Source organism: Mesorhizobium sp. B3-2-1, from assembly GCF_006439515.1.
Taxonomy (GTDB): Bacteria; Pseudomonadota; Alphaproteobacteria; order Rhizobiales; family Rhizobiaceae; genus Mesorhizobium.
In genome coordinates this window covers 67,821-93,191 of sequence record NZ_VFTI01000003.1, presented here as the reverse complement: position 1 = coordinate 93,191, position 25,371 = coordinate 67,821, and the positions used below count along the sequence as shown (strand labels likewise).

At 63.9% G+C, this 25,371-nt stretch carries 24 protein-coding genes; 7 read left to right on the top strand and 17 right to left on the bottom strand.

Annotated elements, in window-relative coordinates; translation table 11 throughout:
• The 5 genes from FJW08_RS04085 to FJW08_RS04065 all read right to left on the bottom strand — a co-directional run bounded on the left by FJW08_RS04085 (position 1) and on the right by FJW08_RS04065 (position 7,070).
• A complete protein-coding gene (locus FJW08_RS04085; RefSeq protein ID WP_140755615.1) occupies positions 1-480 on the bottom strand; it encodes a DUF3828 domain-containing protein in 480 nt (159 codons plus the stop codon).
• A gap of 124 nt (positions 481-604) precedes the next feature.
• On the bottom strand, positions 605-1,714 hold the full coding sequence (locus FJW08_RS04080) for a mandelate racemase/muconate lactonizing enzyme family protein (protein ID WP_140809019.1): 1,110 nt from the start codon (positions 1,712-1,714) through the stop codon (positions 605-607).
• Between the two features lie 52 nt (positions 1,715-1,766).
• Positions 1,767-3,749, bottom strand: coding sequence for an FAD-dependent oxidoreductase (locus FJW08_RS04075; protein WP_140809017.1), 1,983 nt, complete (start codon positions 3,747-3,749; stop codon positions 1,767-1,769).
• A 75-nt stretch (positions 3,750-3,824) separates the two neighbouring features.
• Positions 3,825-5,474, bottom strand: a complete 1,650-nt coding sequence (locus FJW08_RS04070; RefSeq protein ID WP_140809015.1) for an ABC transporter substrate-binding protein — start codon at positions 5,472-5,474, stop codon at positions 3,825-3,827.
• Between the two features lie 45 nt (positions 5,475-5,519).
• Positions 5,520-7,070, bottom strand: a complete 1,551-nt coding sequence (locus FJW08_RS04065; RefSeq protein ID WP_140809013.1) for a trimethylamine methyltransferase family protein — start codon at positions 7,068-7,070, stop codon at positions 5,520-5,522.
• A 92-nt stretch (positions 7,071-7,162) separates the two neighbouring features.
• Here FJW08_RS04065 and FJW08_RS04060 point away from each other — a divergent pair, with 92 nt between their 5' ends.
• Both FJW08_RS04060 and mutL read left to right on the top strand, forming a co-directional pair.
• Positions 7,163-8,065: a LysR substrate-binding domain-containing protein gene (locus FJW08_RS04060; RefSeq protein WP_140755620.1), complete on the top strand. Its 903-nt coding sequence runs from the start codon at positions 7,163-7,165 to the stop codon at positions 8,063-8,065.
• A 43-nt stretch (positions 8,066-8,108) separates the two neighbouring features.
• Positions 8,109-9,998, top strand: a complete 1,890-nt coding sequence (gene mutL / locus FJW08_RS04055; RefSeq protein WP_140809011.1) for a DNA mismatch repair endonuclease MutL — start codon at positions 8,109-8,111, stop codon at positions 9,996-9,998.
• A 37-nt stretch (positions 9,999-10,035) separates the two neighbouring features.
• Here the strand turns inward: mutL and FJW08_RS04050 are convergent, their stop codons facing one another.
• Entirely contained in the window at positions 10,036-10,929 is an 894-nt protein-coding gene (locus FJW08_RS04050) for a DMT family transporter (protein WP_140809009.1), read from the bottom strand.
• 90 nt (positions 10,930-11,019) lie between these two features.
• Between FJW08_RS04050 and FJW08_RS04045 the strand changes: the two genes are divergently transcribed.
• On the top strand, positions 11,020-11,946 hold the full coding sequence (locus tag FJW08_RS04045; protein WP_140809007.1) for a LysR substrate-binding domain-containing protein: 927 nt from the start codon (positions 11,020-11,022) through the stop codon (positions 11,944-11,946).
• A 45-nt stretch (positions 11,947-11,991) separates the two neighbouring features.
• On the opposite strand, the gene FJW08_RS04040 is transcribed toward FJW08_RS04045, so the two are convergent.
• Positions 11,992-12,594, bottom strand: a complete 603-nt coding sequence (locus FJW08_RS04040; RefSeq protein WP_140809005.1) for a hypothetical protein — start codon at positions 12,592-12,594, stop codon at positions 11,992-11,994.
• 114 nt (positions 12,595-12,708) lie between these two features.
• On the opposite strand from FJW08_RS04040, the gene FJW08_RS04035 reads away from it, so the two are divergent.
• Complete coding sequence (locus tag FJW08_RS04035; RefSeq protein WP_140755625.1) at positions 12,709-12,942, top strand: DUF2093 domain-containing protein; 234 nt, start codon at positions 12,709-12,711, stop codon at positions 12,940-12,942.
• Here FJW08_RS04035 and lpxK read toward each other — a convergent pair.
• The 6 genes from lpxK to FJW08_RS04005 form a co-directional block, all read right to left on the bottom strand.
• The gene (lpxK, locus tag FJW08_RS04030) at positions 12,939-13,964 is read right to left on the bottom strand and encodes a tetraacyldisaccharide 4'-kinase (RefSeq protein ID WP_140809003.1); all 1,026 of its coding nucleotides are present in this window, start codon (positions 13,962-13,964) and stop codon (positions 12,939-12,941) included. The two genes, FJW08_RS04035 and lpxK, sit on opposite strands and share 4 nt — an antisense overlap.
• Before the next feature lies 1 nt (position 13,965).
• Entirely contained in the window at positions 13,966-15,282 is a 1,317-nt protein-coding gene (gene waaA / locus FJW08_RS04025; RefSeq protein WP_140809002.1) for a lipid IV(A) 3-deoxy-D-manno-octulosonic acid transferase, read from the bottom strand.
• The gene (locus tag FJW08_RS04020; protein WP_140755628.1) at positions 15,279-16,070 is read right to left on the bottom strand and encodes a lysophospholipid acyltransferase family protein; all 792 of its coding nucleotides are present in this window, start codon (positions 16,068-16,070) and stop codon (positions 15,279-15,281) included. Before FJW08_RS04020 ends, waaA begins: the two co-directional genes overlap by 4 nt.
• A gap of 5 nt (positions 16,071-16,075) precedes the next feature.
• Entirely contained in the window at positions 16,076-16,321 is a 246-nt protein-coding gene (locus tag FJW08_RS04015; protein ID WP_140809000.1) for a DUF4170 domain-containing protein, read from the bottom strand.
• A 76-nt stretch (positions 16,322-16,397) separates the two neighbouring features.
• Positions 16,398-17,201 (bottom strand): 3'(2'),5'-bisphosphate nucleotidase CysQ, encoded by an 804-nt coding sequence (locus FJW08_RS04010; protein WP_140808998.1) that lies wholly within the window; start codon positions 17,199-17,201, stop codon positions 16,398-16,400.
• Positions 17,188-18,531, bottom strand: coding sequence for a TldD/PmbA family protein (locus FJW08_RS04005; RefSeq protein WP_140808996.1), 1,344 nt, complete (start codon positions 18,529-18,531; stop codon positions 17,188-17,190). Before FJW08_RS04005 ends, FJW08_RS04010 begins: the two co-directional genes overlap by 14 nt.
• 163 nt (positions 18,532-18,694) lie before the next feature.
• Between FJW08_RS04005 and FJW08_RS04000 the strand changes: the two genes are divergently transcribed.
• Complete coding sequence (locus tag FJW08_RS04000) at positions 18,695-19,111, top strand: VOC family protein (RefSeq protein WP_140755632.1); 417 nt, start codon at positions 18,695-18,697, stop codon at positions 19,109-19,111.
• Positions 19,112-19,137: 26 nt separating this feature from the next.
• On the opposite strand, the gene epmA is transcribed toward FJW08_RS04000, so the two are convergent.
• Positions 19,138-20,184 (bottom strand): EF-P lysine aminoacylase EpmA, encoded by a 1,047-nt coding sequence (gene epmA, locus FJW08_RS03995; RefSeq protein ID WP_140808994.1) that lies wholly within the window; start codon positions 20,182-20,184, stop codon positions 19,138-19,140.
• Positions 20,185-20,355: 171 nt separating this feature from the next.
• Between epmA and efp the strand changes: the two genes are divergently transcribed.
• On the top strand, positions 20,356-20,925 hold the full coding sequence (gene efp / locus FJW08_RS03990; RefSeq protein ID WP_140808992.1) for an elongation factor P: 570 nt from the start codon (positions 20,356-20,358) through the stop codon (positions 20,923-20,925).
• Between the two features lie 104 nt (positions 20,926-21,029).
• On the opposite strand, the gene FJW08_RS03985 is transcribed toward efp, so the two are convergent.
• Positions 21,030-21,806 (bottom strand): TylF/MycF/NovP-related O-methyltransferase, encoded by a 777-nt coding sequence (locus FJW08_RS03985; protein ID WP_181182829.1) that lies wholly within the window; start codon positions 21,804-21,806, stop codon positions 21,030-21,032.
• A 154-nt stretch (positions 21,807-21,960) separates the two neighbouring features.
• On the opposite strand from FJW08_RS03985, the gene FJW08_RS03980 reads away from it, so the two are divergent.
• Complete coding sequence (locus tag FJW08_RS03980; protein ID WP_181182828.1) at positions 21,961-22,857, top strand: class I SAM-dependent methyltransferase; 897 nt, start codon at positions 21,961-21,963, stop codon at positions 22,855-22,857.
• A gap of 160 nt (positions 22,858-23,017) precedes the next feature.
• Here the strand turns inward: FJW08_RS03980 and FJW08_RS03975 are convergent, their stop codons facing one another.
• A complete protein-coding gene (locus FJW08_RS03975) occupies positions 23,018-23,878 on the bottom strand; it encodes a patatin-like phospholipase family protein (protein WP_140808986.1) in 861 nt (286 codons plus the stop codon).
• Positions 23,875-25,371, bottom strand: coding sequence for a pitrilysin family protein (locus FJW08_RS03970; protein ID WP_246682199.1), 1,497 nt, complete (start codon positions 25,369-25,371; stop codon positions 23,875-23,877). The genes FJW08_RS03975 and FJW08_RS03970 overlap by 4 nt, the downstream gene beginning before the upstream one ends.

Genomic DNA, 25,371 nt, shown 5'->3' with positions numbered 1-25,371 from the left:
TCACTCCGGATCTTGGCCCGCCATGCATTCGAGTTGGCTCAGCGTCCAGTCGCTGGTCTTCGATGCAATGTCCGATATCTTCCACTTGCCGTCGACCTTCTTCAGCGACCAGTGCATTTCGCGCTGCGAATCGTCTCCTCCTTCCGGAAAAAGGCTGAAGTTCGCCACCACTTGCGCCGTGTCGCCATCCACCGTCTCGGACAGCTTCAGAGTCTTGGAAAGGGTCTTCTGGTCGAAATCCTGCGCGTCGAGGCCGGGGTCGAAGTCGATACAGGCAACCTGGTCCGGATTCTTCTTGGTCGCCTGGTCGTTGAGGTCGAACAGTTTCGTCACCGGCGCGGTGAAGCGATCGCGATAATGCGCATCCGCCTCGAACTTGACCTGCGGAACATAGAAGAACTTCACGGCATCGGACGCCGGACCGGCCAGGGCGGCGGCTGGTGCGGCAATCGACAGGATGGCAGCGAGCAGCAGTTTCATGGATTTCCCCGAATGTTTGGCTGCGGAAAGCAATCAATATCACGCATCGTGCATATCGGCTTTTTTGCGGCTCATGAAGCCTTCGAGTGGCTCGTCTACTTGCATAGATCACATCCAACGATCCTTAGTCTCCGAAAGTGGCAATCGGCGCGTTGAGTTGGGAGCGTTCAGGCTTGACACCGAGCCCTGGGATCTGCGGGATGCGTATATGCCCGTTCTCGATCACGATCGGGTTTACGGGATCCGTATGCCCTTCGATGTACTCCTGCGCGATCCAGGCTCCCTCAAAACGTCTCGGCTCGACTGTGGCGGCGAGGTGGACGCATGCCGCGGCGATGACGTCTCCGCCCCAGGCATCGTCGCAGCTATGCGGGAGAGATCGTATCGCACACAGGTCGCGGACCGTGGCCATCTTGGTAAGGCCACCAAGGCGGGTGACCTTCAATCCGAATCCGTCCGCGATACCTGACGAAACTGCCCGAAGCACCGCATTCAAATCCTCGGTATTCTCATCGAGATAGATCGGATGGGTAACGCGTCCCTTGAGACCAGAGACTTCCTCCATGGTGTTGCAAGGCTGTTCGAACACGAACGGGATTGCCTGGCAAAGCCGATCGATGTGCAGCGCCGCGGCAGCGGTCAGGCCGCGATTGGCGTCGACGGCTATCCGGGCCTTGAAGCCAACCGCCTCCCATACTTTGTGCACAGTGGCGACGTCTTGTTCGAGATCCCGCCCGCCGATCTTGATCTGAAGCCGTGGATATCCGGCATTGACCTTGTCGGCGGCAATACGCGCGGTCTCGTCCGGAGCACCGACGATGGTCGAGTAGTAGGACGGCACGCGATCGGTGAGCGCACCGCCGAGAAGTGTTGAAACAGGGACGCCCAGCCGCTGGCCGGCGAGGTCTAGGAGGGCTATATCCAAGGCTGCCTTGGCATAGTTGTGACCGTTCAGCCGCTCGTCCATTTTTTTGGCGAGGCGGCGCATGGACGCCGTGTCCTCGCCGACGAGCCCAGGCGCTATTTCAGCAATTGCCGCTCTTGCGCCGAGAGCATGCTGGGGCTGATAAACAGGGCCGATCGGGCAAGTCTCGCCCCAGCCTGATAGTCCATCCTCGGTGGTCACTTCAACCAGCGTGCTGTCCAAGTTCTGCACGGTATCGCTGGCCATCCGGTAGGCACCGCCTTTGACAGGCAGAAGCACCTTATAGACTTTGATTGACTTGATACGCATTCAGACATTAGCCCCGTTCATGCCTTGCCCGGTCTGGCGCCTTTCGCAATCGTCAAAGATCAAGCGCCACCTTGCGCCCGTCATGGATGGCAAATGCCGCCTGTCTGGAGGCGGTACAATCGCCGATGGAGGTATGCATAATTCCGCGCCTTTCGAGCTCGATGGACAGGCTGTCCTGGGCCATGCTGGTGGCGGCGAAGACCAAAGCATCGGCTTCGATCTCCTGCTCGGTTCCGTCGAGCAGCGAAGCAATCCTGGCCGCCTTGCCATCCCAGTGAACGACGGCGCTCTCGGTCACAAACCGCACGCGCAGTTTGGCGAGCGCCCGGCGCAGCGGCGCGTCGACGGCCATTCGCTGAAGCTCTTTGCCAACCAGTGCGTCCGGTGTCACGAGCGTCACATTGTGACCGTCCTCGGCGAGTTTCCAGGCGGTGCCGCACCCTTTCCAATTCCCGCCATCGTCCAGCAACAGAACATTTTTTCCTGGCCTCGCCTCACGGGCCATCACCGCTTCGGCCGACAGCACCGGCCCGCCGCCCGGAATGCTGTCCCACTGCGGCAAGGCCCGCTGGAAAGCGCCGTCTGGCGGCATCGAGCCGGTCGCGACGATGACGTGGTCCGCACCTTCGCGCTCGACATCGTCGGCTTCGACATACTGCCCGTAGCGGATGTCGACCTGAAGCTGGCCGAGCTGGCGCTCGTACCAGTCGATCAGATCCAGAATCTGGGCGCGGCGCGGCTGCAGTCCGGCAAGACGGAACTGCCCGCCGAGGCGGTCGGATGCCTCGGCCAGTGTCACGCGATGACCGCGCTCGGCCGCGGCGCGCGCCGCTTCGAGACCGGCCGGCCCGCCGCCGACGACCAGCACGCGCTTCGGCTGGGCGGCCGGAGCGAAGCGATCACCACCCCATTCCCATTCGCGCCCCGCGGAAGGATTGATGACGCAGCTGATCCAGTAGTCGCGGCTGCGCCGGCCCCAGCACATCTGGTTGCAGGACAGGCAGCCGCGAATGTCTTGCGGCCGTCCGGCGGCAGCCTTTGCAGCCAGATGCGGATCGGCGATCTGCCCGCGCACGATGGAAACGAGGTCGGCGCGACCTTCGCTCAACACGCTCTCGGCGTTTTCGGGCGTGCGGATATGGCTCTCGGCGGTGATCAACGCATGACGCACGGTGGATTTGAGCACGGACGCCAGGTCGGCACCAAGCTTCTCCGGATAAACAAAGGTCGGCATGATCTTGTAGAAGTCGAAGTAGGAGCCCGTTCCGCAAGTCACATAGTCCATCAAGGCGTCGCGGTCGTGGAGGTCGATTATCTCGGCCAGCGCTTCGCGCTTCAGCGCCACTTCGACTTCGGGCTCATCTTTGATCGCAAGACCGATGATGAAATCATCGCCGCATTCCCGGCGAATCCTGGTCATCACCTCACGGCTCATCCGAGTGCGGTTTTCAAGGCTGCCGCCCCATCGGTCGTCCCGGCGGTTCGACCAGGGTGTCCAGAACTGGTCCAGCATCGAATGGTACGCCGCCCAGACCTCGACGCCGTCGAAACCGGCCTCGCGGCAACGGCGCGCCGCCTGGACAAAGCCGTCGATCGTCTCTTCAATCTCGGCTTCGAACATCCGATGCGAACCGTCAGAATCGTGGTAGCTCGGCAGGCCCGAAGGCGACCAACCGGCATGAAACGAGTTGTCCGCGTCAGCGTGCTGACCGACATGGTAGAGCTGCTGGACGGCGATGGCGCCGTTGCCGCGGATTGCGTCAGTTACTTTGCGAAAATGTGGAACCACGCGGTCATCGGAAGGGCTGAAATTGCCGCGGGTAAGCACGGCGGCCTGGTGCACGGGCATCGGCTCGACCACGATCATGCCGGCGCCGCCGATGGCGCGTTCCGCGTAGTAGCCGACATGCCGCGCGGTCGGCAGCCCCTCTACCGCCATATTGGCGGTATGGGCTCCGAACACGATCCTGTTGCGTAACGTCTTGCCGCGCAACATTGCCGGCTCGAACAGACGCTTGAAGACCCGTTCAGACATGCACCCTCTCTCCTTTAACGTGCGACCGGCACCTCAGAGAGGTGCCGGTCGCAGCTTTTTGGCGGTCTTGAGGAGTTAGGCATCCAGCCAGACGTTCTGGAGATCTATTTCATAGGTCTGGTGCATGCCGTAGTTCTTCACCTTCTTGTTCATGTGGCAGTAGAGCTTCTGCCAGAACGGCTGGATGATGACGCCGGAGTCCTGCAGGATCTGCTCGACATCCTTCATGACCTCCTTGCGCTTGGCGACATCACTCAGGGCCAGCGCCTGCTTGAGCTTGGCATCGAATTCCGGATTGGAATAGGCCGTCTCATTCCAGGCCTCGCCCGTACGATAGCCGAGCGCCAGCACCTGCACGCCGAGCGGGCGCATGTACCAGATCGTCATGGAATAGGGATATTTCGTCCAGTCGTTCCAGAAGGTCGAGCCAGGCAGAACGGTACGCTTCACCTTGATACCGGCTTCTCGCAACTGGCCGGCGATCGCGTCGCCGGTGTTCTTCTGCCATTCGTCCTCGACGGTGATCAGTTCATGCTCGAAGTTGGCCTGTCCAGCGTCGGCCATCAGCTTCTTGGCGCCCGCCACGTCCCGCGTCTTCTTGGGCAACGGATAGTATTCCGGATGGATCGGGCTGACATGGTGGTTTTCGCCCACCGTACCGCGGCCATTATAGCCGAGTTGCAGGACGGCGTTGTTGTCGACAGCCATTTGCAGGGCGTTACGGACCCGCTGATCGTCGTAGGGCTTGTGCGTGATGTTGGTGCGGGCAACCAGCGTGGTCGCCGTCGCGACTTCCGATTTCACGAGGTTCATCTTGTCGAGGATGTCGATGAAATCGGCCGGCGTCTCGAAATCGACGTCGATCTCGCCTGAGTCGAAGGCGCTCACCGTGGCGTTGAAATCGGTGCCGTAGTCGATGAATTCGGCACCGTCGAGCGGCGCCTCGCCACCCCACCACTTGCCGTTCTCGCGTCGCTTGACGACCGCCTTTGTCCCGACAGCGTAGGACACCAGTTCGAAAGCTCCGGTACCGACCGGCTTCTTGATCGGGTCGGCGCCGTCCTTGTCGAAGTCGCGATGCACGACGAGCGCCGGATAGTCAGTGAAATTCGGGATGATCGAGATGTCGGGTTCGGAAAGCTTCAGCTTCACTGTGTGGTCGTCGACCTTGGTGATGGCGCCGTCCTTCGCCTTGCCGGTCTTGGCGTCGATCAGCGCGCCGACACGCGCGGCCATGGAATTACCGGAGGCACCCTTCTCGCACCAGCGGTTCAGATTGACGATCACGTCGTCGGCGTTGAAAGCATCGCCATTGTTCCAAGTGACGCCCTTGCGCAGGTGCAGTGTATATTCGGTGGCGTCGTTGTTGATGTCCCAGCTTTCCAGCAGCACCGGCTCGAAAGTGAACTGGCGGGTATAGCGAACCAGCGGCTCCAGCCAAGCGCGGGTGACGTTTGCCATCTCTGTCCAGTCATAGGTGCGCGGATCCTTCTGCGCCTTGACCGACATCGCGACATGCAGCGTTCCGCCCTTCTTCGGCTCATCGGCAAAAGCCTTTGTCGGAACCGCGAGCCCGATCATGCCATAGGCAACAGCCGTTGAAGCGCCGAAGGCGCTCGCCAGCGCCAGGAACTCGCGCCGGTCCATGCGGCCAGCGCGGGCCTCTTCGGCCATCGCCTCGATGGCGGCCGGGACGCGATCGCCGTTGCTTCTAAAAATCGTCATCTTTCGTTCTCCCATTGGTTCCGTCGGGTCTTCGCCCGTTTTCTTTCAACTAACGCTGTCGGGCAATTTTTCCTCGCGCCGTGCGATCAAATCCTTGAGACCGTCGGCGATGCCCTCGTCGAGTTTCGGCTCTTCATAATCGGCGAGCATGTTGCGCGCCTTCTCGCGGCCGCGCGTGTCGTGGTCCTTCGCCCCCTCCGCCTTCCATTGTTCGTAGGAGTTGAAGTCCATGATGCTCGGCATGAAGAAAGCCTTCTCGAAATGCTCGAGCGTGTGCTGGGTGCCGAGGAAATGGCCCTGCGGCCCGACTTCGCGGATCGCCGCCATCGCGTCCTTGAAATCGTCGAAAGGCAGGCCGCCCGCGTATTTGTACCATCCGACGAGCTGTTCGCAGTCGGTGGCGAATTTCGAGTAACCGCAAGTGAGACCCGCTTCCAGCCAGCCGGCCGAATGCCAGATGTAGTTGGCGCCGGCAAGAATGGCTGCATGCATCAGCATGTTCGCCTCATAGCCGGCCTGGGCATCGTTGAGTTTCGAGCCGACATGGAAGCCCGAGGTGCGCCATGGCAGTTTGTATTTCCGCGCCAATGCGCCCATCAGATACATCATCTGCGCGGCCTCCGGCGTGCCGCCCATCGGCGCGCCGGTCTTCATGTCGACCGTCACCATGAACTGACCGTAGATTTGCGGCGAGCCGGGGCGAATGAGCTGGGTCAGCGCCACGCCCGCAAGCGCCTCGGCGTTGACCTGCGCCACCGCGCCGACGGCGGAAGCCGAGGTGGAGGCGCCGCACAGCGCGAAAGGCGCCAGGATCAGTGGCTGATTGTGGCTCGCATAGACCCGCATGGCGTCGATCATGGTGGCGTCCCACACCAGCGGCGAATTGCAGTTGGTGATCGCCACCAGCACAGGGTTGTCGCGCACGAATTCCTCGCCGAAGACGATGCCAGCCATCGCCATCGTGTCCTCGGCGCGCTCCTTCGACGTCACGATGCCCATGAACGGCTTGTCGGAATGTTTCAGCGCCGATTGGATGATGTGCAGATGCCGCTTCGGCACCGGTATCTCCATCGGCTCGCAGATGATCGAGCTCGACGAGTGCAGCGCGGGCGCCATATAGGCGAGCTTGTGGAAATTGTTGAGGTCGGCGAGCGTGCCGTAGCGCCTGTTGTTGTCGAGGTCGCGGACATAGGGCGCGCCATACATCGGCACGAAGATCGAGTTCTTGCCGCCGACGCGAACCGTGCGCTCGGGATTGCGCGCATTGAGCGTGAATTCCGGCGGAACCTTCGAGACCAGTTCCATCAGCAGCGCGCGGTCGATGCGCACACGTGTCTCCCTGACATCGGCTCCGGCCGCTTTCCAGAGCTCGATCGCTCCGTCGTCGCGGAACTCGCAACCGACCTCCTCGAGGATCTTGAGCGATTCCTCGTGGATCAGCTCCACCGCCTCGTCCGGAACCATCTGGTACACCGGAATCTGACGGACCAGGGTTGGGAACGACGCGATCGGTGCCCCACGAAGCGCCTTGCGCCCGAGACGGCCACCGCCACGGCGATGGGTTTGCTCGGTCAATTCAGCGGCCGGTGCGTTCATGGAGCCTCCATCCCTTCGATCCAGGTCAACTTAGCGAGGTGAAATACAGCTGTGACGCTGGAAAATCCTGATCTCTTGTATAAGCTGTGCTTATGCGAAACCTGCGCCATCTCCTGCCCTCCGCCGGCAGCTTGATCGTCTTCGAGGCGGCGGGCCGGCTGTCGAGCTTCACCGCCGCCGGGCGCGAGCTCGGCATGACCCAGGCTGCCGTTTCCTATGCGGTGCGCGGCCTGGAGGAGCAGCTCGGCGCCCAGCTGTTCCAGCGCCGCCATCGCCAGGTCAGCCTGACCGAGGCCGGCGAGCGCTTCCATGCCGACGTCTCGCTCGGCCTTTCCCACATCCGCAAGTCGGCGGAGGATCTGCGCCTGCAGGCGACCGGCGGCCATGTGACGCTCGCCGCCTCGACGGCCTTCGGTTCGTTCTGGATGATGCCGCGCCTGCAGCGGTTCCGCGACGAGCTGCCGGGCATTGACCTGCGCATCCAGACCGGCGACCGCGATCTCGACATTATCGCCGAAGGCATTCCGCTCGCCGTGCGCGGAGGCGTGCCACGCGACTGGCCGGACTACCATTCGTTATCACTCTCCGACGAAGAGATTTTTCCGGTCGCGGGTCCCAGCTATCTGACGAAATTCGGCCGGCCTGAGACCGTGGAGCAACTGGCGACACACCGCCTCATTCATCTGGAGGAGCCCTATCGCGAGGCCCCGAACTGGGACGAATGGTTCCAGTCGGCCGGCGCCAGCCTCCGCAATGCGGAGCGTGGCTTGCGCATCAATGACTATGCGATCGTGATCCAGGCGGTCATGGAAGGGCAAGGAATCGCGCTCGGCTGGCGCCACCTTGTCGAGCGGCTGCTGTCGACCGGGCTGCTGGTGCCGGTAACGGACCACGTCATGAAGACGGGCACCGCGTTCTACGTCATCTGGCCGAAGAACCGCGAGCTCTCGGACAATGCCCGTAAGGTAAGAGACTGGCTGGTCGCGCAGGCGTAAAGTGGCCTCGCACGCACCGACCGAATCCATGTAAGATCAGATCATGCCCATTCGACAGCTTTCCGAAACGATGATCAACCAGATCGCCGCCGGCGAAGTCATCGAGCGTCCGGCGAGCGTGGTCAAGGAACTGGTCGAGAACGCGCTCGATGCCGGTGCAAGCAAGGTAGAGGTGGTCACATCGGGCGGCGGGCTGAACCTGATCCGCGTCACCGACGACGGCTCCGGCATTCCGGAGCAGGAGCTGGCGCTGGCGATCGCGCGTCACTGCACGTCCAAGCTCGCCGAGGACATCCACGACATCCGCTCGCTTGGCTTTCGCGGCGAGGCGTTGCCGTCGATCGGCTCGGTGTCGCGGCTGTCGATCCGCTCGCGCACGGCTTCAGGCGACAGCGCTGCGGAGATCGGCATCGAGGGCGGCCGCGTCCAACCCGTCAAGCCGGCAGCCGCCAATCGCGGCACCACGGTCGAGGTGCGCGACCTGTTCTTCGCCACGCCGGCACGGTTGAAGTTCATGAAAGGCGAACGCGCCGAAAGCTCGGCCATCAGCGACATCGTCAAGCGCATCGCCATCGCCTTCCCCACGGTGCGTTTCACGCTGGCCGGTTCCGACCGCACGACGCTGGAACTGCCGGCGACCGAGGACAGCGCGAACGGCAGCCTGCGCCGCGTCGCGCAGGTGATGGGCGCCGACTTTCCCGACAATTCCATTGCCATCGACGCGATGCGCGAAGGCGTGCATCTGACCGGCCATGTGTCGATCCCGTCCTTCACCCGCGCCAACGCGCTGCAGCAATACGCCTATGTCAATGGCAGGCCGGTGCGCGACAAGCTGATTGCCGGCGCCATCCGCGGCGCCTTCGCCGATGTCCTGCCGCGCGACCGCCACGCCGTGACGGTGCTGTTCCTGACGCTCGATCCAGCGATCGTCGACGTCAACGTCCATCCGGCCAAGGCAGATGTCCGCTTCCGCGATCCGGGCCTCGTGCGCGGTCTGATCGTCGGCGCCATCCGGCAAGCGCTGGCCGATGCCGGCATCCGCTCCGCCACCACGGGTGCCGCAGGCATGATGGCTGCGTTCCGGCCGGGCGCCACACCCTATGATCACGGCGGTCCGACAAACGGCCATCGCAGCTACGAAGCAGCTTTCCGTGCCTCCGGCCCCACGGGTTTCGACCCTTCGCGCTCGCCGCAGCGGCCGCTCGACATGCAATTCGCAGGTGCCGGCTTTGAACGCGGCAATGCAAGAACCGGCGGCTTCGGCGAGGGCGACCAGGCGGCGTTCGATGCCGGCCCGCTCGCCAGCGCCGATGCGCGCGCCGGGCAGAATGAGCCGACCGAGACGCTGCTCGGCGCGGTGCTGGGTGCTGCGCGCGCGCAGGTGCACGAGAACTACATCGTCGCCCAGACCAGGGATTCGCTCGTCATCGTCGACCAGCACGCGGCGCATGAGCGGCTTGTCTATGAAGCGCTGAAGAACGCCCTCCACTCCCGGCCGGTGCCCTCGCAGATGCTGCTTCTGCCAGAGATCATCGACCTGCCGGAAGAGGACGCCGAGCGGCTCGCCATGCATTCCGAAACGCTCGCCCGCTTCGGCCTCGGCATCGAGCGTTTCGGCCCGGGCGCGGTTGCCGTGCGCGAGACACCGTCGATGCTGGGCGAGACCAACGTCCAGCAATTGGTGCGCGACCTCGCCGACGAGATTGCCGACAACGACACGGTCGAAACGCTGAAAGAACGGCTGGACAAGATCGCGGCGACCATGGCCTGCCACGGCTCGGTGCGCTCCGGCCGGCTGCTCAAGGCCGAGGAGATGAACGCGCTGCTGCGCCAGATGGAGGCGACGCCGGGCTCAGGCACCTGCAACCATGGCCGGCCGACCTATATCGAGCTCAAGTTGGCCGACATCGAGCGGTTGTTCGGGCGGCGGTGAACCGACTGCTAAACAGGCCGGCACAAGGCGCTTTGATTTACCTCTTCAAATTCACCACGATGACGCCACCCAGCGCCAACGCGCCGCCGAGAATGCCGAGCAATGTCGGCACCTCGCCCAGCCAGAAGAAACCAATCAGCGCCGACATCGGCGAGACCAGATACAAGAAGTTCGAGGCACGCGCCGCCGGCAGGCGCGACAGCGCGGTCGCCCAGGCCGCATAGGCGATCAGACTCGGCACGATGCCGAGATAGATGACGGCGCCGAGGCCGGCGGTGTTGGCGACAACCGCTTGCTGGAGAGCGGCGGGCAGGAAGGGCGCCAGGCAGAGCGCGCCGAGCACCATGTTGGACGCCGCGATAGTCAGCGGATGGTGGCGGGCAAACAGCGGCTTCTGGACGATGGTGTTGACGGCCGAGCAGAGTGCCGAGCCAAGCACCAGCAGCGCGCCGGCATTGAAATGCAGGCCATGCCCGTCGGCGATCGCAATGATGCCGATGCCGGCGAAGGAAATGACGGTACCGATCCAGGCCAAGCCTGAGAAGCGCTCGCCAAGCAGCGCCATCGCCATGATAGCGGTGAAGATGGGACTGACATTGATGATGAAGCCGGCTGCTCCGGCCGAGACGGTCTGCTCGCCGAAATTGAGCATCGCCGTGTAGAGCGCGACGAAAATAGCGCCGCCGAAGGCGAGGCGCCACAAGTCGCCGACCCTGGGCAGCGCCGGACGCTTGACGGCAAGGTAGATGGCAGCCGGCACGGCGGCGATGGCAAAGCGCAGGGCGCCAAGCTCCAACGGCTGGAAGGCGGCGAGCCCGGCCCGGATCGCGGGAAAGGCGGAGGCCCAGCCGATCACCGTCAGCGCCACGGCGATGGCGGCCGTGGTGTCCATCCGCTGTGTCGAATTCAACGTGCCTGTCGTCGCGCTCATCTCATTGCCTCGGATTCTTCAGATTTCGAGGGCAGAAAACGCTTTTCCAGCTCAATTGACAAACGACCAAATCGAGGGTCACCTGTGAGCATGGATCACAGCTCGAACAGTATGCTGCCGCTGGAGACGTTGCGCGCCTTCGACGCGGCGGCGCGCACGGGGAGCTTTTCGGCCGCCGCTGAAAAACTCAATCTTACCCATGGCGCGGTCAGCCGGCAAATCGCCAAGCTCGAGGACTGGCTTGGCCTGAAGGTTTTCGAACGCGGCGCGCGCGGCGTGTCGCTGACCAATGAAGGCAATCGCCTGCATCTCAGGACCACCGAAGCCTTCGCGCTGATCTCGGTCAATTCGGACCGGTGGGTGGAGCCGCGCGGCACCGCGGTGGTTCGGCTGGCCTCCATTCCATCGGTGAGCGGCCTGTGGCTTATGCCGCGCATGGCGGCGCTGGAGAACGAGCCAACCCGCCTGCGCATCGTGCTCGACGTCGACAACCGTCAGGCCGATCTCGCCGACGAAGGCATCGACCTGTCGGTCCGCTGCGGGCGCGGCCGCATCCCGGGCCGTGTCTCGGTGCAACTGTTCGAGGAATATCTCTTCCCGATCGCCTCGTCGGGCCTCGCACGAGAGATCGGCGGTGGCGACCCGGCCCGGCTGCTCAAATTCCCGCTGATCAACGATTCCGACGCTTCGGGCTGGCGCGCCTGGTTCGCGGCACAGGACATGGATTACCGGCCGCGCCCGCAAGACCGGCGCTTCGAGGACTATAATCTGGTGCTGGATGCCGCAGCCCATGGCCTCGGCATCGCGCTGGCGCGGCCGCCGCTCACCGAACACCAGATAGAATCGGGGCGCCTCGTCGCCGTTGACGATCGCACCGCGCTCAATCCGGTTTCCTACTGGCTGGATCGTCCGGTCGGCCGGCCGCGCGCAGCCGCAGCCGATCTCGCCAGGCGCATTGCCGAACAGGCCGGGCTTGCTTCGGCAAGGCTGGATGCTTTCCTGCAGGATGGCGATTAGGCTCGAAGGCGTGACGGTCGCGGTCGGAAATCGCGTGATACCTGCTCAATGAAACAGAAAAAGTACGATCATGGTGGTCGCTGCCGAGACGATGGCCGTCACGATCGATATCGTCCACAGCGACGACGGAATTGGCTCGGATCGTGGAGCATGGCCCGCCGGACGGCGGGAGGCGCCGCGCGGTTGCGGCGCGTTGGCGTTGGCCGCGACCAGCACCACGGCGGAAGCGACGGACGGCGAGAATGTGGACTGGGCCGAGGCCGGCGCCAGTTTGGGGGTGCTGTCAGTGGCCGGTATCTGCGTCGGGGCGAAGCCGCGCGAAGCCTGATCGGTGTCCGCCCCTGCCCCGCCCGTCGAGGCTCGTGGCGGTTCATGGTGGCTGGGGGCGTCGGGCTCCATGACGGCCCGGTAGGCAGCCTCGATCGCGGTGGATGACAGGCGTTGCGAGGTTTGAGCGGCCGGTCGCGGCAGCGAGGCTTGCAGCGCCTGGCTGGCGAACTGCGCCGATTGCACCATCACGGGCGCCGGCGGCTGGACGAGCGCCTTGACCAGCGCCGCGGTCGCCGGGTCGGCCGTGGGCGAAGGCAGCGGCTGGGGCGTGAGTGCTTCTTTCAGCAAAGACGGCATGCTTGCATTGGCGATGTCCATGGCGCTTCCTGACAACCATTGTGCCATGGAGCAATATCAGATGAGCATTGCGCCAAGCTTGACCTTGCCCACGATTTATGGCGATTGAATCCCGATGAACTCAAGTGCCATTGCATGATGAACCGTTTCGAAGGCCCCGGCGGCAAGGAAGCCCGCATCCGCTATCTCGATGGCGATTTCCAGGTCACCAGCCCTGGCTCGTTCGTGCGCTGCGCGGTGACGGGCGAAAACATCCCGTTGGACGAGCTGAAATACTGGAGCGTCGGCAGGCAGGAGCCTTATGTGAACGCCACCGCTTCGCTGCGCCGCGAAATCGAGGTGCATCCGGAGCTGCGCAAACGGGGTTAGCCCCTCAGCTTGCGCTGCCGCCAGGCATCGAGCGTCTCCTCGATGATGCGTTCGGGAACATGGTCGAGCTCGAACGCCGTATCGATTTTCAGCACGTCGAGACAATCGAGAAAATCCTGCGGGGCGCCGTGGCGCAACCGGGTGGCGTCCTTGGCGGTGGTGATTAGGCCAAGGCTTTCGGCCCGCGCCGTCGCGGCCAGTTCGGCCAGCTCGTCCTCGGCGTAGAAGTGATGGTCCGGAAAGGGCCTGGACAGGACCACGTCGCCGCCGGCGTCGCGCACCGTGTCGAAGAACTTTTCGGGATGACCGATGCCGGCAAAGGCCAGAAACCGCTTTCCGGCAAGCCCTGCCTTGCTGCTCGGCTCCGTGTGCGCCTCGAAGATCGGCCGGCCGGCACGCGCCGCCAGACGGACCACGGCATCGGCAGCGTTGCCCTCGCCCATCTTCAGCAATCCGCTGGTGAAGACCAGTTGGTCGACGATTTTGGCCCTGAGCGGACCGCCCGGGATGACGCGGCCATTGCCGATCCCGTAGCGGGCATCGACGACCACCAGCGCATAATCGATGTGGATGCGCGCGCTCTGGAAGCCGTCGTCCATGATCAGGAAATCGCAACCGTGTTTTTCCAGCAGCAGCCGGGCGCCGGCGGCACGATTGGGCGTCACCGCCACCGGTGCGTGTTCGGCCAGCAGCAGCGGCTCGTCGCCGACGTGCTTGGCGCTGTCATGACTGATATCGACGACGTGCGGCTCGGCGAAGGAACCGCCATGGCCGCGCGACAGAAACCCGGGCTTCAGATGCATGCGCTTGGCCTGTAGGGCGAGCGCGATCGCCACCGGTGTCTTGCCGGTGCCGCCGACGGTGAAATTGCCGATGCACAGAACCGGCGCCTGGATCTTCTCGCGCCGGGCCCTGCGCATGCCGCGACCGGCGACCAGCGCGTAGACGGCCGACAGAGGCGACAGCGCCAGGACTTTCCAGTCCGGCTCTTCCCACCAGAATGGTGGTGCTTCTGTGGCCACGCTAACGCCCGTTCGCGCCCTTCAGGCGCGCCTTGACCACCAGCGGCTGGATATAGGGTTCGAGCGATTTGAGCGTGCGTGCCAACGCGCCGCGCATCTCATCGACAGTCGCGATCCCCGCCGCCATCATCTCGTGGCGCGCCACTTCGTTGGTCAGGAGGAAATTGACGGCGCCAGCCAGCATGTCGCGGTCGCGCACCAGCTTGGCGCCGCCGCTGTCGAGCAGGCGCTGATAGGCCTCGCGAAAATTCTGCACGTTGCGCCCGGCGAGAACGGCGGTGTCGAGCATGGCCGGCTCGAGCGGGTTCTGGCCGCCTTCGGAGGTCAGCGAGCGGCCGACGAAAGCGATTTCGGTCAAGCGGAGGTACAAGCCCATTTCGCCGATCGTATCGCCAAGCAGGACATCGGTGTCGGGCCCGATACGGTCGCCCTTGCTGCGCCGCGCAACCTTCAGCCCCATGCCGGAAATCTCCGCGGCAAGGGCTTCGGCCCGATCGGGATGGCGCGGAACGACGATCGTCAAAAGGCCGTTGTGACGCTTGTGCAACATCGCGTGGACTTCCGCCGCGACCACTTCCTCACCATCATGGGTCGAGATCGCCGCCCAGGTCGGGCGATCGCCGATCTGTCGCTGCAAAGTGCCAAGCGCGCGGTCGTCGACCGGCGGCGGGTTCGTGTCGACCTTGAGATTGCCCGACACCGTGACCGGCCGGGCGCCGAGCGCGCGAAAACGCTCGCCGTCGACGTCGGACTGGGCAACGACATGGGCCAGATTCTCGAACAGCGCCTCGGCGAGGTTGGCCCGCTTCTTCCACGATGTGTAGGAGCGATCGGAGAGCCTGCCATTGACCAGCACCTGCGGCACGTGGCGGGCACCGAGTTCGAGGATGGTCATCGGCCAGATCTCCGATTCGGCGATGATCGCCAGATCGGGTTTCCAGTGATCGAGAAAGCGGCTGACCGCCGGCTTCAGATCGAGCGGCACATATTGGTGGATGATGCGGTCGCCGAGCCGCTCGCCGACGACCTGGGCGGAGGTCACCGTGCCGGTCGTCAGAACGATGTTGACGCCGTAGTCGAGGATGCTTTCGACCAACGGCACGACGGCCAAGGTCTCGCCGACACTCGCCGCATGGATCCAGATCACCGGTCCCTCTGGGCGCGGCCGGCCGGCGACGCCATAGCGCTCGCGGCGGCGGTTGCGGTCTTCCTTGCCGCGCGAGGTGCGCCAGGCGACGTAGGGCCCGACCAACGGGTAAGCGGCGGCGCCGGCAAAACGATATGCCGACAACATGGTACGAGCCCAGCGGCCGCTCACCGCGAACCATCCACGAGACGGTAGGCCTCGGCGGTCGCGGCATTGAGGGCAACCGTCACTTCCTGGCGCTTGCGCTCCATTTCGGCATCGTCGGCATCCGCCGCCACAAAGATCGGCGTGCCGATGGTCACGGCGGAGCGGCCGAAGGGCAGGTTGATGGTGGTCTTGTCCCAGCTCTTTTCCAGCACCTTGCGGCGGCTGGTGGCGATGGCGACGGGGAGCAGCGGCCGGCCGGAGAGGCGCGCCAAAAGCACGATACCGAGCCCTGCATCGCGCGGGGTACCGTGGGGTATGTCTGCGATCATGGCGACGTTCTTGCCTGCGGTGAGCGACTTTTTGAGGGCGATGAGCGCCTTGGCCCCGCCCTTGTCGAGATGCCTGGCATTGTCGCGCCCGCCCGAACCGCGCACCGCCTCGATGCCGAACTTCTCCAGCATCAGCGCGTTGAGTTCGGCATCGGCGCTGCGCGACACCATGGCGACCAGCGGCTTGCGCTTGGGGTAATAGGCCGGCGTCAAAAGATGCTGGCCATGCCACAGAGCGATGATCCCCGGCTCGAACTCGGCATAGGCGCCGCCCGAAAAGCGTGCCGATCCGGCGACCAGGGGGCTGGTCAGGCGAACCAGCCGCACGAACTGCGCGAGCAGGCTGGCAATGGCGTTTTTGACGAATCGGGACTGCGCGAGCGGCTGGCGAATCCTGCGCCAGAAGGCCTTGGTCGTGCGGCTGCCGCCCCTGCCCGTGGGCGCGGCCTCGCTGGCTGGCTCTTTCGCCAGATCACGCTCCATCGAAGTCAACCGGCGGCCTTGCTATCGGGATCCAGCAGACGGTGCAGATGAACGACGAAATAACGCATATGGGCATTGTCCACGCTGGCTTGCGCTTTGGCTTTCCACGCGGTGTGCGCGGATTGATAGTCGGGAAAGACGCCGACGATGTCGAGTGCGTCAAGATCCCGGAACTCGGTGCCGCCAAGCTTCTTGAGTTCGCCGCCGAACACCAGATGCAAAAGCTGTTTCTTTCCGTCTTCCGCGGCCATGTCGGTCCTTCACATATCGTGAGTTTGTGACAGGTCTAGACCAAAGCCGCAGACTTTGGAACCGTCGAAAACGCTTTCAGGCATGCAGCCCGGCGATGACATCGACAAGCACCGCCAGCAGGTCCCCGCTGCCGGCGGCGAGCGCGCCGTGGCGGATCACCTCGCCGGCATAGAGCGGCGCCCGGCCATTCGGGTCGAGCAGATGTCCGCCCGCCTCGCGCAGGATGAGATCGGCGGCTGCAATGTCCCAGTCATGCGCGTTCGGCTTGACGAACGTTGCGTCGAGCGTGCCATTGGCGATCATCGCCAGGCGGTAGGCGAGCGAGGGGATGTAGGGTGCCCGCTGCAGCCGCTTCTGCCAGTCGGCAGGCACCATGTCGATCAACTGCTTCAATCCTGAAATTTCGGCCTTGTCCCCAGGCTTGCGCACCGCGATGCGCTTGTCGTTGCGGAAGGCGCCCTGGCCGGGCAGCGCCCAGTAGGTCTCCTCCATCGCCGGGCATTCGAGCACGCCGGCGAGCGAGCGGCCACTCTCGACGACGGCAACGCTGACGCACCAGGTCCACTGGCCTTCGAGGAAGCCGCGCGTGCCGTCGATCGGGTCGACAACGAAGGTGCGGCGCGCCGAAAGCCGCGCCGAATCGTCGGCCGTCTCTTCCGACAGCCAGCCATAGTCCGGCCGCGCCGCAAGCAGCGTCTGGCGCAGATACGCGTCGGCGGCATGATCGGCTTCGCTGACCGGCGAGGTGCCGCCCTTCATCCAGACCTGCGGATTGTTGCCGAAGTAGCGCATGGCGATAAGACCGGCCTCGCGCGCGGCGTCGCGCAGTAGCGGCAGGTCCAGATCGGCGCTGGCAGTGGTCAGGTCATGCTCCGGCAAGGGTCATGCCTTCGATCAGGAGGGTCGGGGCGGCGGTGCCGAAATTACGGTCGAGGTCATTCGCCGGCACCATGTTGAGGAACATCGTCTTCAGGTTCGAGGCGATGGTGACTTCGGCTACCGGATAGGCAAGCGCGCCATTCTCGATCCAGAAGCCCGAGGCGCCGCGGCTGTATTCGCCGGTGAGCATGTCGACGCCCTGGCCAAACACTTCGGTGACGTAGAAGCCGGTCTTGAGCGAGCCGATCAAATCCTCCGGCGAGCGCTCGCCCGCCTCTATGGCGAGGTTCGTCGACGACGGCGAGACGGAGGAGCCGCCGCGCGCGCCGCGACCGTTGGTGACAAGACCGAGTTCCCGGGCCGCCGATGTCGACAGGAACCAGTGGTTGAGGACACCCTTTTCGATCATCAGGAGCTTCTCGCCCTCGACGCCTTCGCCATCGAATGGGCGCGAGGCCTGGCCACGACGCCGCAGCGGGTCGTCGGTGACGGTGATGGCGGCAGCGGCCACCTGCTTGCCCATCATGTCGCGCAGGAACGAGGTCTTGCGCGCGACGGAAGCGCCGTTGATGGCGCCGGCGATATGGCCGGCAATGCCGCGCGCGACGCGCGGGTCGAACACCACGTCGACCGGTCCGGTCGCCGCCTTGCGCGCGCCAAGGCGGCGCACCGCCCGTTCACCGGCCTTGCGGCCGATATCCTCGGGCGCGTCGAGATCGGCAAAATGCTGGCGCGAGGAGAATTCATAGTCGCGCTCCATGCCGGTGCCCTCGCCGGCGATCACGCTGGCCGAGCGCGCAAAGCGCGAGGCGACATAGTGGCCGAGAAAACCGTGCGAGGTGGCCAGAACCAACCCGCCAAGCCCGGCGCTGGCATTGCTGCCGGACGAATTGGTCACGCCCTTGACGGCGAGAGCCGCCGCCTCGGCCGCAAGGGCGGCTTCCTTCAACTGATCGGCCGACACTTCCGTCGCGTCGAACAGGTCCAGATCGCGCGTCTGCCCGGCGAGCAGCGCGGGGTCGGCAAGACCCTGGTAGGGGTCCTCGGGAGACACCTTGGCCATGGCGACGGCCCGCTCGGCAAGCGCCTTCGGATCGGAGGCGGCGGTGGCCGATACGCTGGCCACACGCTGGCCGACCAAGACCCGCAGCGAAACATCGTCGCCCTCGGACGCTTCGGTGTTTTCGACCTTGCCAAGCCGCACCGAAACGCCGGTCGAGCGGCCACGCACCGCGACGGCGTCCGCGGCATCGGCGCCGGCGCGTTTGGCGGCCTCGACCAGGGCCGCGACGCGGTCCGTCAATTTCGCGGCGTCGAGCTTGTCGGTCATGCACTTGATCCTGTTTCTTCAGCCTGTCCGGAAGGCAGGTGCTGCCGCACCATCTATTGTTCCAATGCCGCTTGTGCAATGGCAGAAGGGCAATCAGGATGTCGCGATCAAATCGCCCGCAAAGAGCGGACATCGCGGTTTTTGCCTATCTGGAGCCCTCGCCGTGACGCCTTTCCATCTTGCCTTTCCGGTTCGTGATCTCGATGAAACCCGAACTTTCTATGGTGAGGTGCTGGGCTGCGCGATCGGCCGCTCGTCGGCGACCTGGGTCGATTTCGACCTTTACGGCCACCAGATGTCGGCGCATCTGCGACCGCAGGTCGCGCAAGCCGCCAGCGACGGCAAGGTCGACGGCATTTTGGTGCCGATCCCGCATTTCGGCGCCGTGCTCTTGATGGACGACTGGCAGCGCCTGGCGAACCGGCTGGAAGCGCGCGACGACATAGACTGGCTGGAGCGCCCAATGGTGCGTTTCAAGGGCGAGCCTGGCGAACAGGCGACGCTGTTCATCCGCGACCCCTCGGGCAACGCCTTGGAATTCAAGGGCTTTCGCTCACTGGAGCAGGTTTTCGCGCATTGAAGTGAGGGCCGGCGGCGGCCTGTCGTTCAAGATGCCGCGACCGGCGTCCAGATCACGTCCTCGATCTTCTGCGCTCCTGTCGCCAGCATGACCAGACGGTCGAAGCCGAGCGCGATGCCGCTGGCCTGCGGCATGATGGCAAGGGCGGCGAGAAAATCCTCGTCCAGCGGGTAGCGCTCGCCATAAATACGCTCTTTCTCGTCCATCTCGATGATGAAGCGCCGGCGCTGCTCGGCCGCGTCGGTCAACTCGCCAAAGCCGTTGGCGAGCTCGACGCCGCAGCAATAGAGCTCGAAACGTTCGGCGACGCGCGGATCCCGGGGGCTCGGTCGGGCGAGTGCCGCCTCGGCGACCGGATATTCGCACAGGATGGTCGCCCGCCCCTGCCCGAGGAACGGCTCGATCTTTTCCACCATCACGCGGCTGAACAAATCCGCCCAGCTGTCATCAGGCGCGGTGCGCAGGCCGGCCTGGACCAGTGCAGCATGAAGCGCGTCCCGATCCGTGCCGCCATCGACGGTGACCGTGGCCAGCAGATCGATGCCGGCATGGCGGCTGAAGGCGTCCGCCACGGCCAACCGCTCCGGTTCAGCAAAGGGATCGCAGTCGCGGCCCCGGAAGGAAAAGCGCGTGGCAACTGCTCGTGTCGCGGCCAGCGCCAGCAGATCGGCGCAGTCGCGCATCAGGCTTTCATAGGTTTCCCCTACCCGATACCATTCGAGCATGGTGAATTCGGGATGATGCAAGGGGCCGCGCTCGCGGTTGCGATAGACGGCCCCCAGGCTGAAAATGCGCTGTTCCCCCGCGGCGAGCAGTTTCTTGCAGGCGAATTCCGGCGAGGTATGGAGATAAAGCGGCGAGCGGACGCCATCCGGCCCGACCGATTCCGTGGCGAAAGCCGCCAGATGCGCCTCGTTGCCGGGCGAGACCTGCAGCGCGGCCGTCTCCACCTCGATGAAGTCGTTGCCGGCGAACCAATCGCGCAAGGCAGCCGTCAGCCCGTTGCGCCGCATCAGGCGCGGGCGGCGGTCGGCATGGACATGCGGCGTCCACCAAGGCGACGCGGCGGTCATGAGTGGATTGAAGGCGTGCCAGAGCGCCCCATTTCAGTTCGCGCCGATGTCAGTTCGCCCCCATGCCAGTTCGCATTGGGGGGCTGGCGGTTCGCGCCAAGATGCGCTAGGCCCCCATCCAGCGCCGCGCAAGCCGGCAAACGCCAGTCAACTCTCGCAGGATTTAAAACCGTGGTGAAAGTCATCGCCAGTTCGCTCCGCAAAGGCAATGTCGTCGACAAAGACGGCAAGCTTTATGTGATCCTCTTTGCCGAAAACATCCACCCAGGCAAGGGCACGCCCGTGACGCAGCTCGACATGCGGCGCATCGGCGATGGGGTGAAGGTGTCGGAGCGCTACCGCACCACCGAACAGGTGGAGCGCGCCTATGTCGAGGAGCGCGAGCACACCTTCCTCTACGCCGACGGCGAAGGCTATCACTTCATGAATCCGGAAACCTATGACCAGGTGGCGGTGTCGGAAGCCGTGGTCGGCGACGCGGCGCCTTATCTGAAGGAAGGCATGCCGGTGCAGGTGTCGCAGTTCAACGGCATCGCGATCGCCCTGGTGCTGCCGCAGCGCGCCACTTTCGAAGTGGTCGACACCGAGCCGACGACCAAGGGCCAGACGGCGTCGTCCTCCTACAAGCCGGCCGTGCTTTCCAACGGCGTGCGCACCACCGTGCCGCCGCACATCGCGCCTGGCACCCGCGTGGTGGTGATGACGGCGGATGGGTCCTATGTGGAGCGGGCGAAGGACTGAGGGTAAGCGGTCGGTTCAGCCGGCATCTAGACCAATGCCGGCACCCATCGGCGGCGCGACAACAACGACTGACACGTGGTTCTGCTTCATCGCGTTTCCGTGCCTCAGGTGTCGGCAATGGGCTTGCGCCACCAACCGCCGGTCCAGTCTATCTCGTGCATCTGCGCGGTGATGTGGTTGCGTGCGCGGTAATCTTCGACCGCCTGGCGGCAGGTAGGCAATGCCAGATCATCGATGATAACGAACCCGCCGGGCGACAGCCTTGGATAGAGCGCTTCCAGACTGTCCATTGTTGATTCGTACAAATCCCCGTCCAACCGGATCAAAGCGAAAGGACCTGCTTTCAGACCCGGCAGGGTGTCGCCGAACAGTCCTTTGACGAAGACGACCTGCTCATCCAACAGGTCATAGGCCGTAAAATTCGCTTCAACCTGCCCCTGGTCGATCGCCAACTGGCGGAATTCGAACAGCCTGTCGCCCCGATCGGCGGGAAAATTCTCCGGATCCGGCGGCGGCAGGCCATCGAATGAGTCGGCAACATAGACCTTTCTGTCTGTGATCGCGTTGGCGGCCAGCACGCCGCGCATGAGGATGCAACAGCCGCCTCGCCAAACACCGGCTTCGATGAAATCGCCAGGCACCCTCTCATCGAGCGCACGCTGGACGAGATCGCGCACGTTGGTTAGGCGCTTGATGCCCGCCATCGAATGGGCAACCGTGGGCCAATCGCGGCCATTGAGCCGATCCTCGCGATTGAACGGCGTAGACTCGCCGACTTTCGCAGGATCCATCACTTGCGAGCCGGAGCCGTAGACAGTGTTGGCGATAACCTTGATCAGGAGATCTGTATAAAGGCGGTTCACAATCGGCCTTTCATTCATTGCATTCCACATCGGAATATTGCTGTTGCGGATATCCGGTCGAAATGCAACTGAACGATCGTCCGCTGGCGATGGCCTGTCTAAAGCGCCGTGCCAGGAGTCGTAACCAATCGCCAGGAGCCATCCAATGCTAACCCCAGATCATGCGATAGGCATGATTGAGAAGCTCGATATCTCCATTTTCAAGGTAAAGACCGAGACCACTCTCAGTGACCGCAAGAGTTTTCTGCGTGTCCAAAATTTCGTTCGATCCGTACTCGGTCGCTATGTGTACCTGGAGGTGGGCTCACATCTGGGTGGAAGCCTTTTTCCCCATCTGATTGATCCTGCCTGCGAGGCAGTGATATCGATCGACCCACGGCCGCTGATGCAGCCCGATGAACGCGCGCAGGTCTTTCATTACCCCGAAAACTCAACCGCCCGAATGATCGCGACACTGTCGGATTGGCTTCCTCCTGAAGCAATGGCCAAACTTGCCACGGTCGATAGCGACGTTTCCAATGTGATCCCCGGCACAGTCAAGGCCAGTGCTACCCATGCGCTTATTGACGGAGAACACACGAACAAGGCTTGTTTTTCAGATTTCGTCGGCACTTTGCCGCTTATGAAATCGGACTGCGTCATTGCCTTCCATGACGCCAACCTGATTGCGGACGCAATAATGAATGCGGAGCGTCTTCTCGATCATCTCGGCATCCCGCATATGACGGTATTCCTGCCTGATACGGTGGCCGTCATGGGTCTCGGCAGTCTGGCATCGGCGGTCCAGGATCAGCTTCAGCCTCACGCTTTGGACCGCCAGACTTATCTCGACCGATCGCAGCGGCAATTGTGGTCTCAAATAACGAAGGTGCATTCCCCAGCGATCGAGGCCGAAATAGCACGCATGCATTCCGACAATACAAAGCTGACCGAGGAAATTAACAGCCTGCGGCAGGACAATCTGCACGCGCGGGCTCACCTGGCGGCCATGATCTCCAGTACGACTTGGCGCACCTCCGCTCCAATCAGAGCCGTTGTGGATCGGATCAAGCGTCGCTTCGCGCGATGAGTATCGAAACTACGGCGACATTACCCTGGTGATGCAACGGCCTGGGCTGGCCGCGGCCCTCGACCTCAACAGCACCTGCCTCGGTTTGCACCCGTGACAAGCACCGTGCGAACGCGCATCAGATCAGGATCAAGGTGACAGGCATTGTCCGCCCCAAGGTTCAGTTCAAACCGCGCTTACGCCTATTGGCGTCGGAGCGCATCTCTAGGACCTTCTCCAACTGCCGCTTTAGCTCATCCTTGATTTCAACGGTCTCGTTCATCAAGGCGTCGATCCTCAGGAAATCGAGCACCCGGTATTTCGACACCGCCGGACGGACCAATATGTCGGGCTGGCATTGTTTCAGCTTGCTGGCGATGATCGACTGCATCATCAGCTGCGTGGCGCCGAACATCAGGTCGACGGAGGTCGGCTGTTTGCGGTCGGCCTCTTCCGGCGCGCCGACCACGTCGACGCCGATGATGATGTCGGCATCGTTCTCGATCAGATCGAACGGCACCGGGTTGTAGATGCCGCCGTCGATCAGCAGCCTGCCGTCGCGCGTCACCGGGCGGAACACGGCGGGGATGGCGGCAGAGGCGGCTAGGGCCGAGTGCAGGTCGCCGTCGTCGAACACGGCGAGCTTGTGGCCGAAATAGTCCGTCGCCGTCACCTTCAGCGGGATTTTCAGCTCAGCGAAGGTCTCGGGGATGGCCTCGGGCAAGAACGCCTTCAGGATGCGCTCGACATTGAACTGGCTGACCCGAATGCCGCCCTGCATGGCTTCCGCGATCGTACCTGGCCGCGCCCGCCACATGCGGCTCGCAACCTCGGCGCGTCGGCCAAGAATCGAGCGGGCATAATCGTGGATATCCTTGCCGGTCATGCCGGAGGCCATGCCGGCGCCCATGATGGCGCCGATCGACGAGCCGGCTATCGCCACCGGCTTGATGCCGAGCTCGTCAAGCGCCTCGATGACATGGATATGCGCCAAGCCGCGCGCGCCGCCGCCGCCGAAAGCTATGCCGAAAGTCAGGCTCATCCCTTGCCGGCCCCGGCCAGCGGCGGTCCGACCACCATGATGGTCGGCTCGGCAGTCAGCAGCTTCTTCGCCACCGCCTTGACCTGATCGAGTGTCACCGCGTTGATGTAACCGGTGCGGCGCTGCATGTAGTCGATGCCGAGATCGTCGAGCTGCAGCTCGACCAGCGTCGCGGCGATGGAACTCGACGAATTCAGATTGTTGATCGCATAGGCGCCGATCAGATATTTCTTGGTCGCCGCCAGTTCGGCCTCGGTCGGGCCGTCATCGGCCAACCGCTTGACGACGTCCCGCACGATGCCGAGCGTCTCGGCGGCGCGGTCGGAACGCGTTCCGGTGGTGACGATCAGCGCGTCGGCGTGGTCCTGGTTTACCAGCGAGGAATTGACGCTGTAGGCCAGCCCGCGCTTTTCGCGCACCTCCTGGAACAAGCGCGAGGTGAAGGTGCCGCCGCCAAGGATTTCGTTCATCAACGCGGCCGGGAAGAAATCCGGCGACTTGCGCTTCACGCCCGGCCAGGCGAGCTGCAGCGAGGTCTGCGGCATCTCGTAATTGACCTCGACATGCTGCGCCAGCTTGGGCTCGATGTCGGCGACAGGGGCGAGCGCCTGGTTTGGCGGCAGGTCGCCGAACACCATGTCGAGCTTCTTCTTCAGCGTCTCGGCGTCGATGGCGCCGACCACGGCGACATGCAGGCCGCCGCGCGCGAACACCGCCTTGTGGAGGGTCCTGAGATCGGCCTGCGTGACGGCGGCGATGCTCCGCCTGGTGCCCTGATCGGAACGCGAATAGGGGTGGTCGCCATAGACGGCGCGCGCCCACCGGTTCTGCGCCACCGTGTCGGGGTCGTTCTCGTTGGCGATGATGCCAGACAGGACCTGGGCGCGGATGCGGTCGATCGGCGCCTGGTCGAAGCGCGGCTCGTTGACCGCCAGCCGCAACAGATCGAAGGCTTGGTCGCGCTGTTCGGCCAGCATGCGCATGGAGCCGTAGATGCCGTCGCGGGTCTCGTCGAAGCTCATTTCGGCGCCGGCGTCGTCGAGCTTGACCTGGAAGGCTTCCGAATCGAGCGGGCCAGCGCCCTCGTCGAACAGGCCGGTCATCAGATTGGCCAGCCCTTCCTTGCCCGGCGGATCCTGTGTCGAACCACCACCGAAGACGAAACGGATGGCGACAACCGGCACGGAATAGTCCTCGACCAGCCAGGCCGTGACACCCTTCGACGAGGTGACGGACTGGATCTCCATGGCGCGGGCGGCAAGCGCCGGCAGGATCAGGAAGAGGATGGAAAGGAATAGGGTTGCGATGGCGTGCAGGGCCTTCCCTTCTCCCCTTGTGGGAGAAGGTGGCCGAGCGAAGCTCGGTCGGATGAGGGGTGCTCCAGCTTGACGCTGCCCGCGCTCCGTCCAAGACCCCTCAACCGTCTCGGCGCTGCGCGCCGATCCACCTTCTCCCACAAGGGGAGAAGGGAAGACATGGCGGTGCTCGCTCAT

Excerpts from the sequence above, each read along its gene's own strand:
- FJW08_RS04080 (WP_140809019.1), bottom strand. The coding sequence starts at position 1,714 with ATGCGTATCAAGTCAATCAAAGTCTATAAGGTGCTTCTGCCTGTCAAA.
- FJW08_RS04020 (WP_140755628.1), bottom strand. The coding sequence starts at position 16,070 with ATGGAGCGTGATCTGGCGAAAGAGCCAGCCAGCGAGGCCGCGCCCACG.
- FJW08_RS03975 (WP_140808986.1), bottom strand. The coding sequence starts at position 23,878 with ATGAGCCTGACTTTCGGCATAGCTTTCGGCGGCGGCGGCGCGCGCGGC.
- FJW08_RS04005 (WP_140808996.1), bottom strand. The coding sequence starts at position 18,531 with ATGACCGACAAGCTCGACGCCGCGAAATTGACGGACCGCGTCGCGGCC.
- FJW08_RS04085 (WP_140755615.1), bottom strand. The coding sequence starts at position 480 with ATGAAACTGCTGCTCGCTGCCATCCTGTCGATTGCCGCACCAGCCGCC.
- FJW08_RS04015 (WP_140809000.1), bottom strand. The coding sequence starts at position 16,321 with ATGGCCGCGGAAGACGGAAAGAAACAGCTTTTGCATCTGGTGTTCGGC.
- FJW08_RS03970 (WP_246682199.1), bottom strand. The coding sequence starts at position 25,371 with ATGAGCGAGCACCGCCATGTCTTCCCTTCTCCCCTTGTGGGAGAAGGT.
- FJW08_RS03985 (WP_181182829.1), bottom strand. The coding sequence starts at position 21,806 with ATGAATGAAAGGCCGATTGTGAACCGCCTTTATACAGATCTCCTGATC.
- FJW08_RS04070 (WP_140809015.1), bottom strand. The coding sequence starts at position 5,474 with ATGACGATTTTTAGAAGCAACGGCGATCGCGTCCCGGCCGCCATCGAG.
- FJW08_RS04040 (WP_140809005.1), bottom strand. The coding sequence starts at position 12,594 with ATGGACATCGCCAATGCAAGCATGCCGTCTTTGCTGAAAGAAGCACTC.
- FJW08_RS03980 (WP_181182828.1), top strand. The coding sequence starts at position 21,961 with ATGATTGAGAAGCTCGATATCTCCATTTTCAAGGTAAAGACCGAGACC.
- FJW08_RS04045 (WP_140809007.1), top strand. The coding sequence starts at position 11,020 with ATGGATCACAGCTCGAACAGTATGCTGCCGCTGGAGACGTTGCGCGCC.
- mutL (WP_140809011.1), top strand. The coding sequence starts at position 8,109 with ATGCCCATTCGACAGCTTTCCGAAACGATGATCAACCAGATCGCCGCC.
- FJW08_RS04075 (WP_140809017.1), bottom strand. The coding sequence starts at position 3,749 with ATGTCTGAACGGGTCTTCAAGCGTCTGTTCGAGCCGGCAATGTTGCGC.
- FJW08_RS04065 (WP_140809013.1), bottom strand. The coding sequence starts at position 7,070 with ATGAACGCACCGGCCGCTGAATTGACCGAGCAAACCCATCGCCGTGGC.
- FJW08_RS04050 (WP_140809009.1), bottom strand. The coding sequence starts at position 10,929 with ATGAGCGCGACGACAGGCACGTTGAATTCGACACAGCGGATGGACACC.
- FJW08_RS04060 (WP_140755620.1), top strand. The coding sequence starts at position 7,163 with ATGCGAAACCTGCGCCATCTCCTGCCCTCCGCCGGCAGCTTGATCGTC.
- epmA (WP_140808994.1), bottom strand. The coding sequence starts at position 20,184 with ATGACCGCCGCGTCGCCTTGGTGGACGCCGCATGTCCATGCCGACCGC.
- FJW08_RS04035 (WP_140755625.1), top strand. The coding sequence starts at position 12,709 with ATGATGAACCGTTTCGAAGGCCCCGGCGGCAAGGAAGCCCGCATCCGC.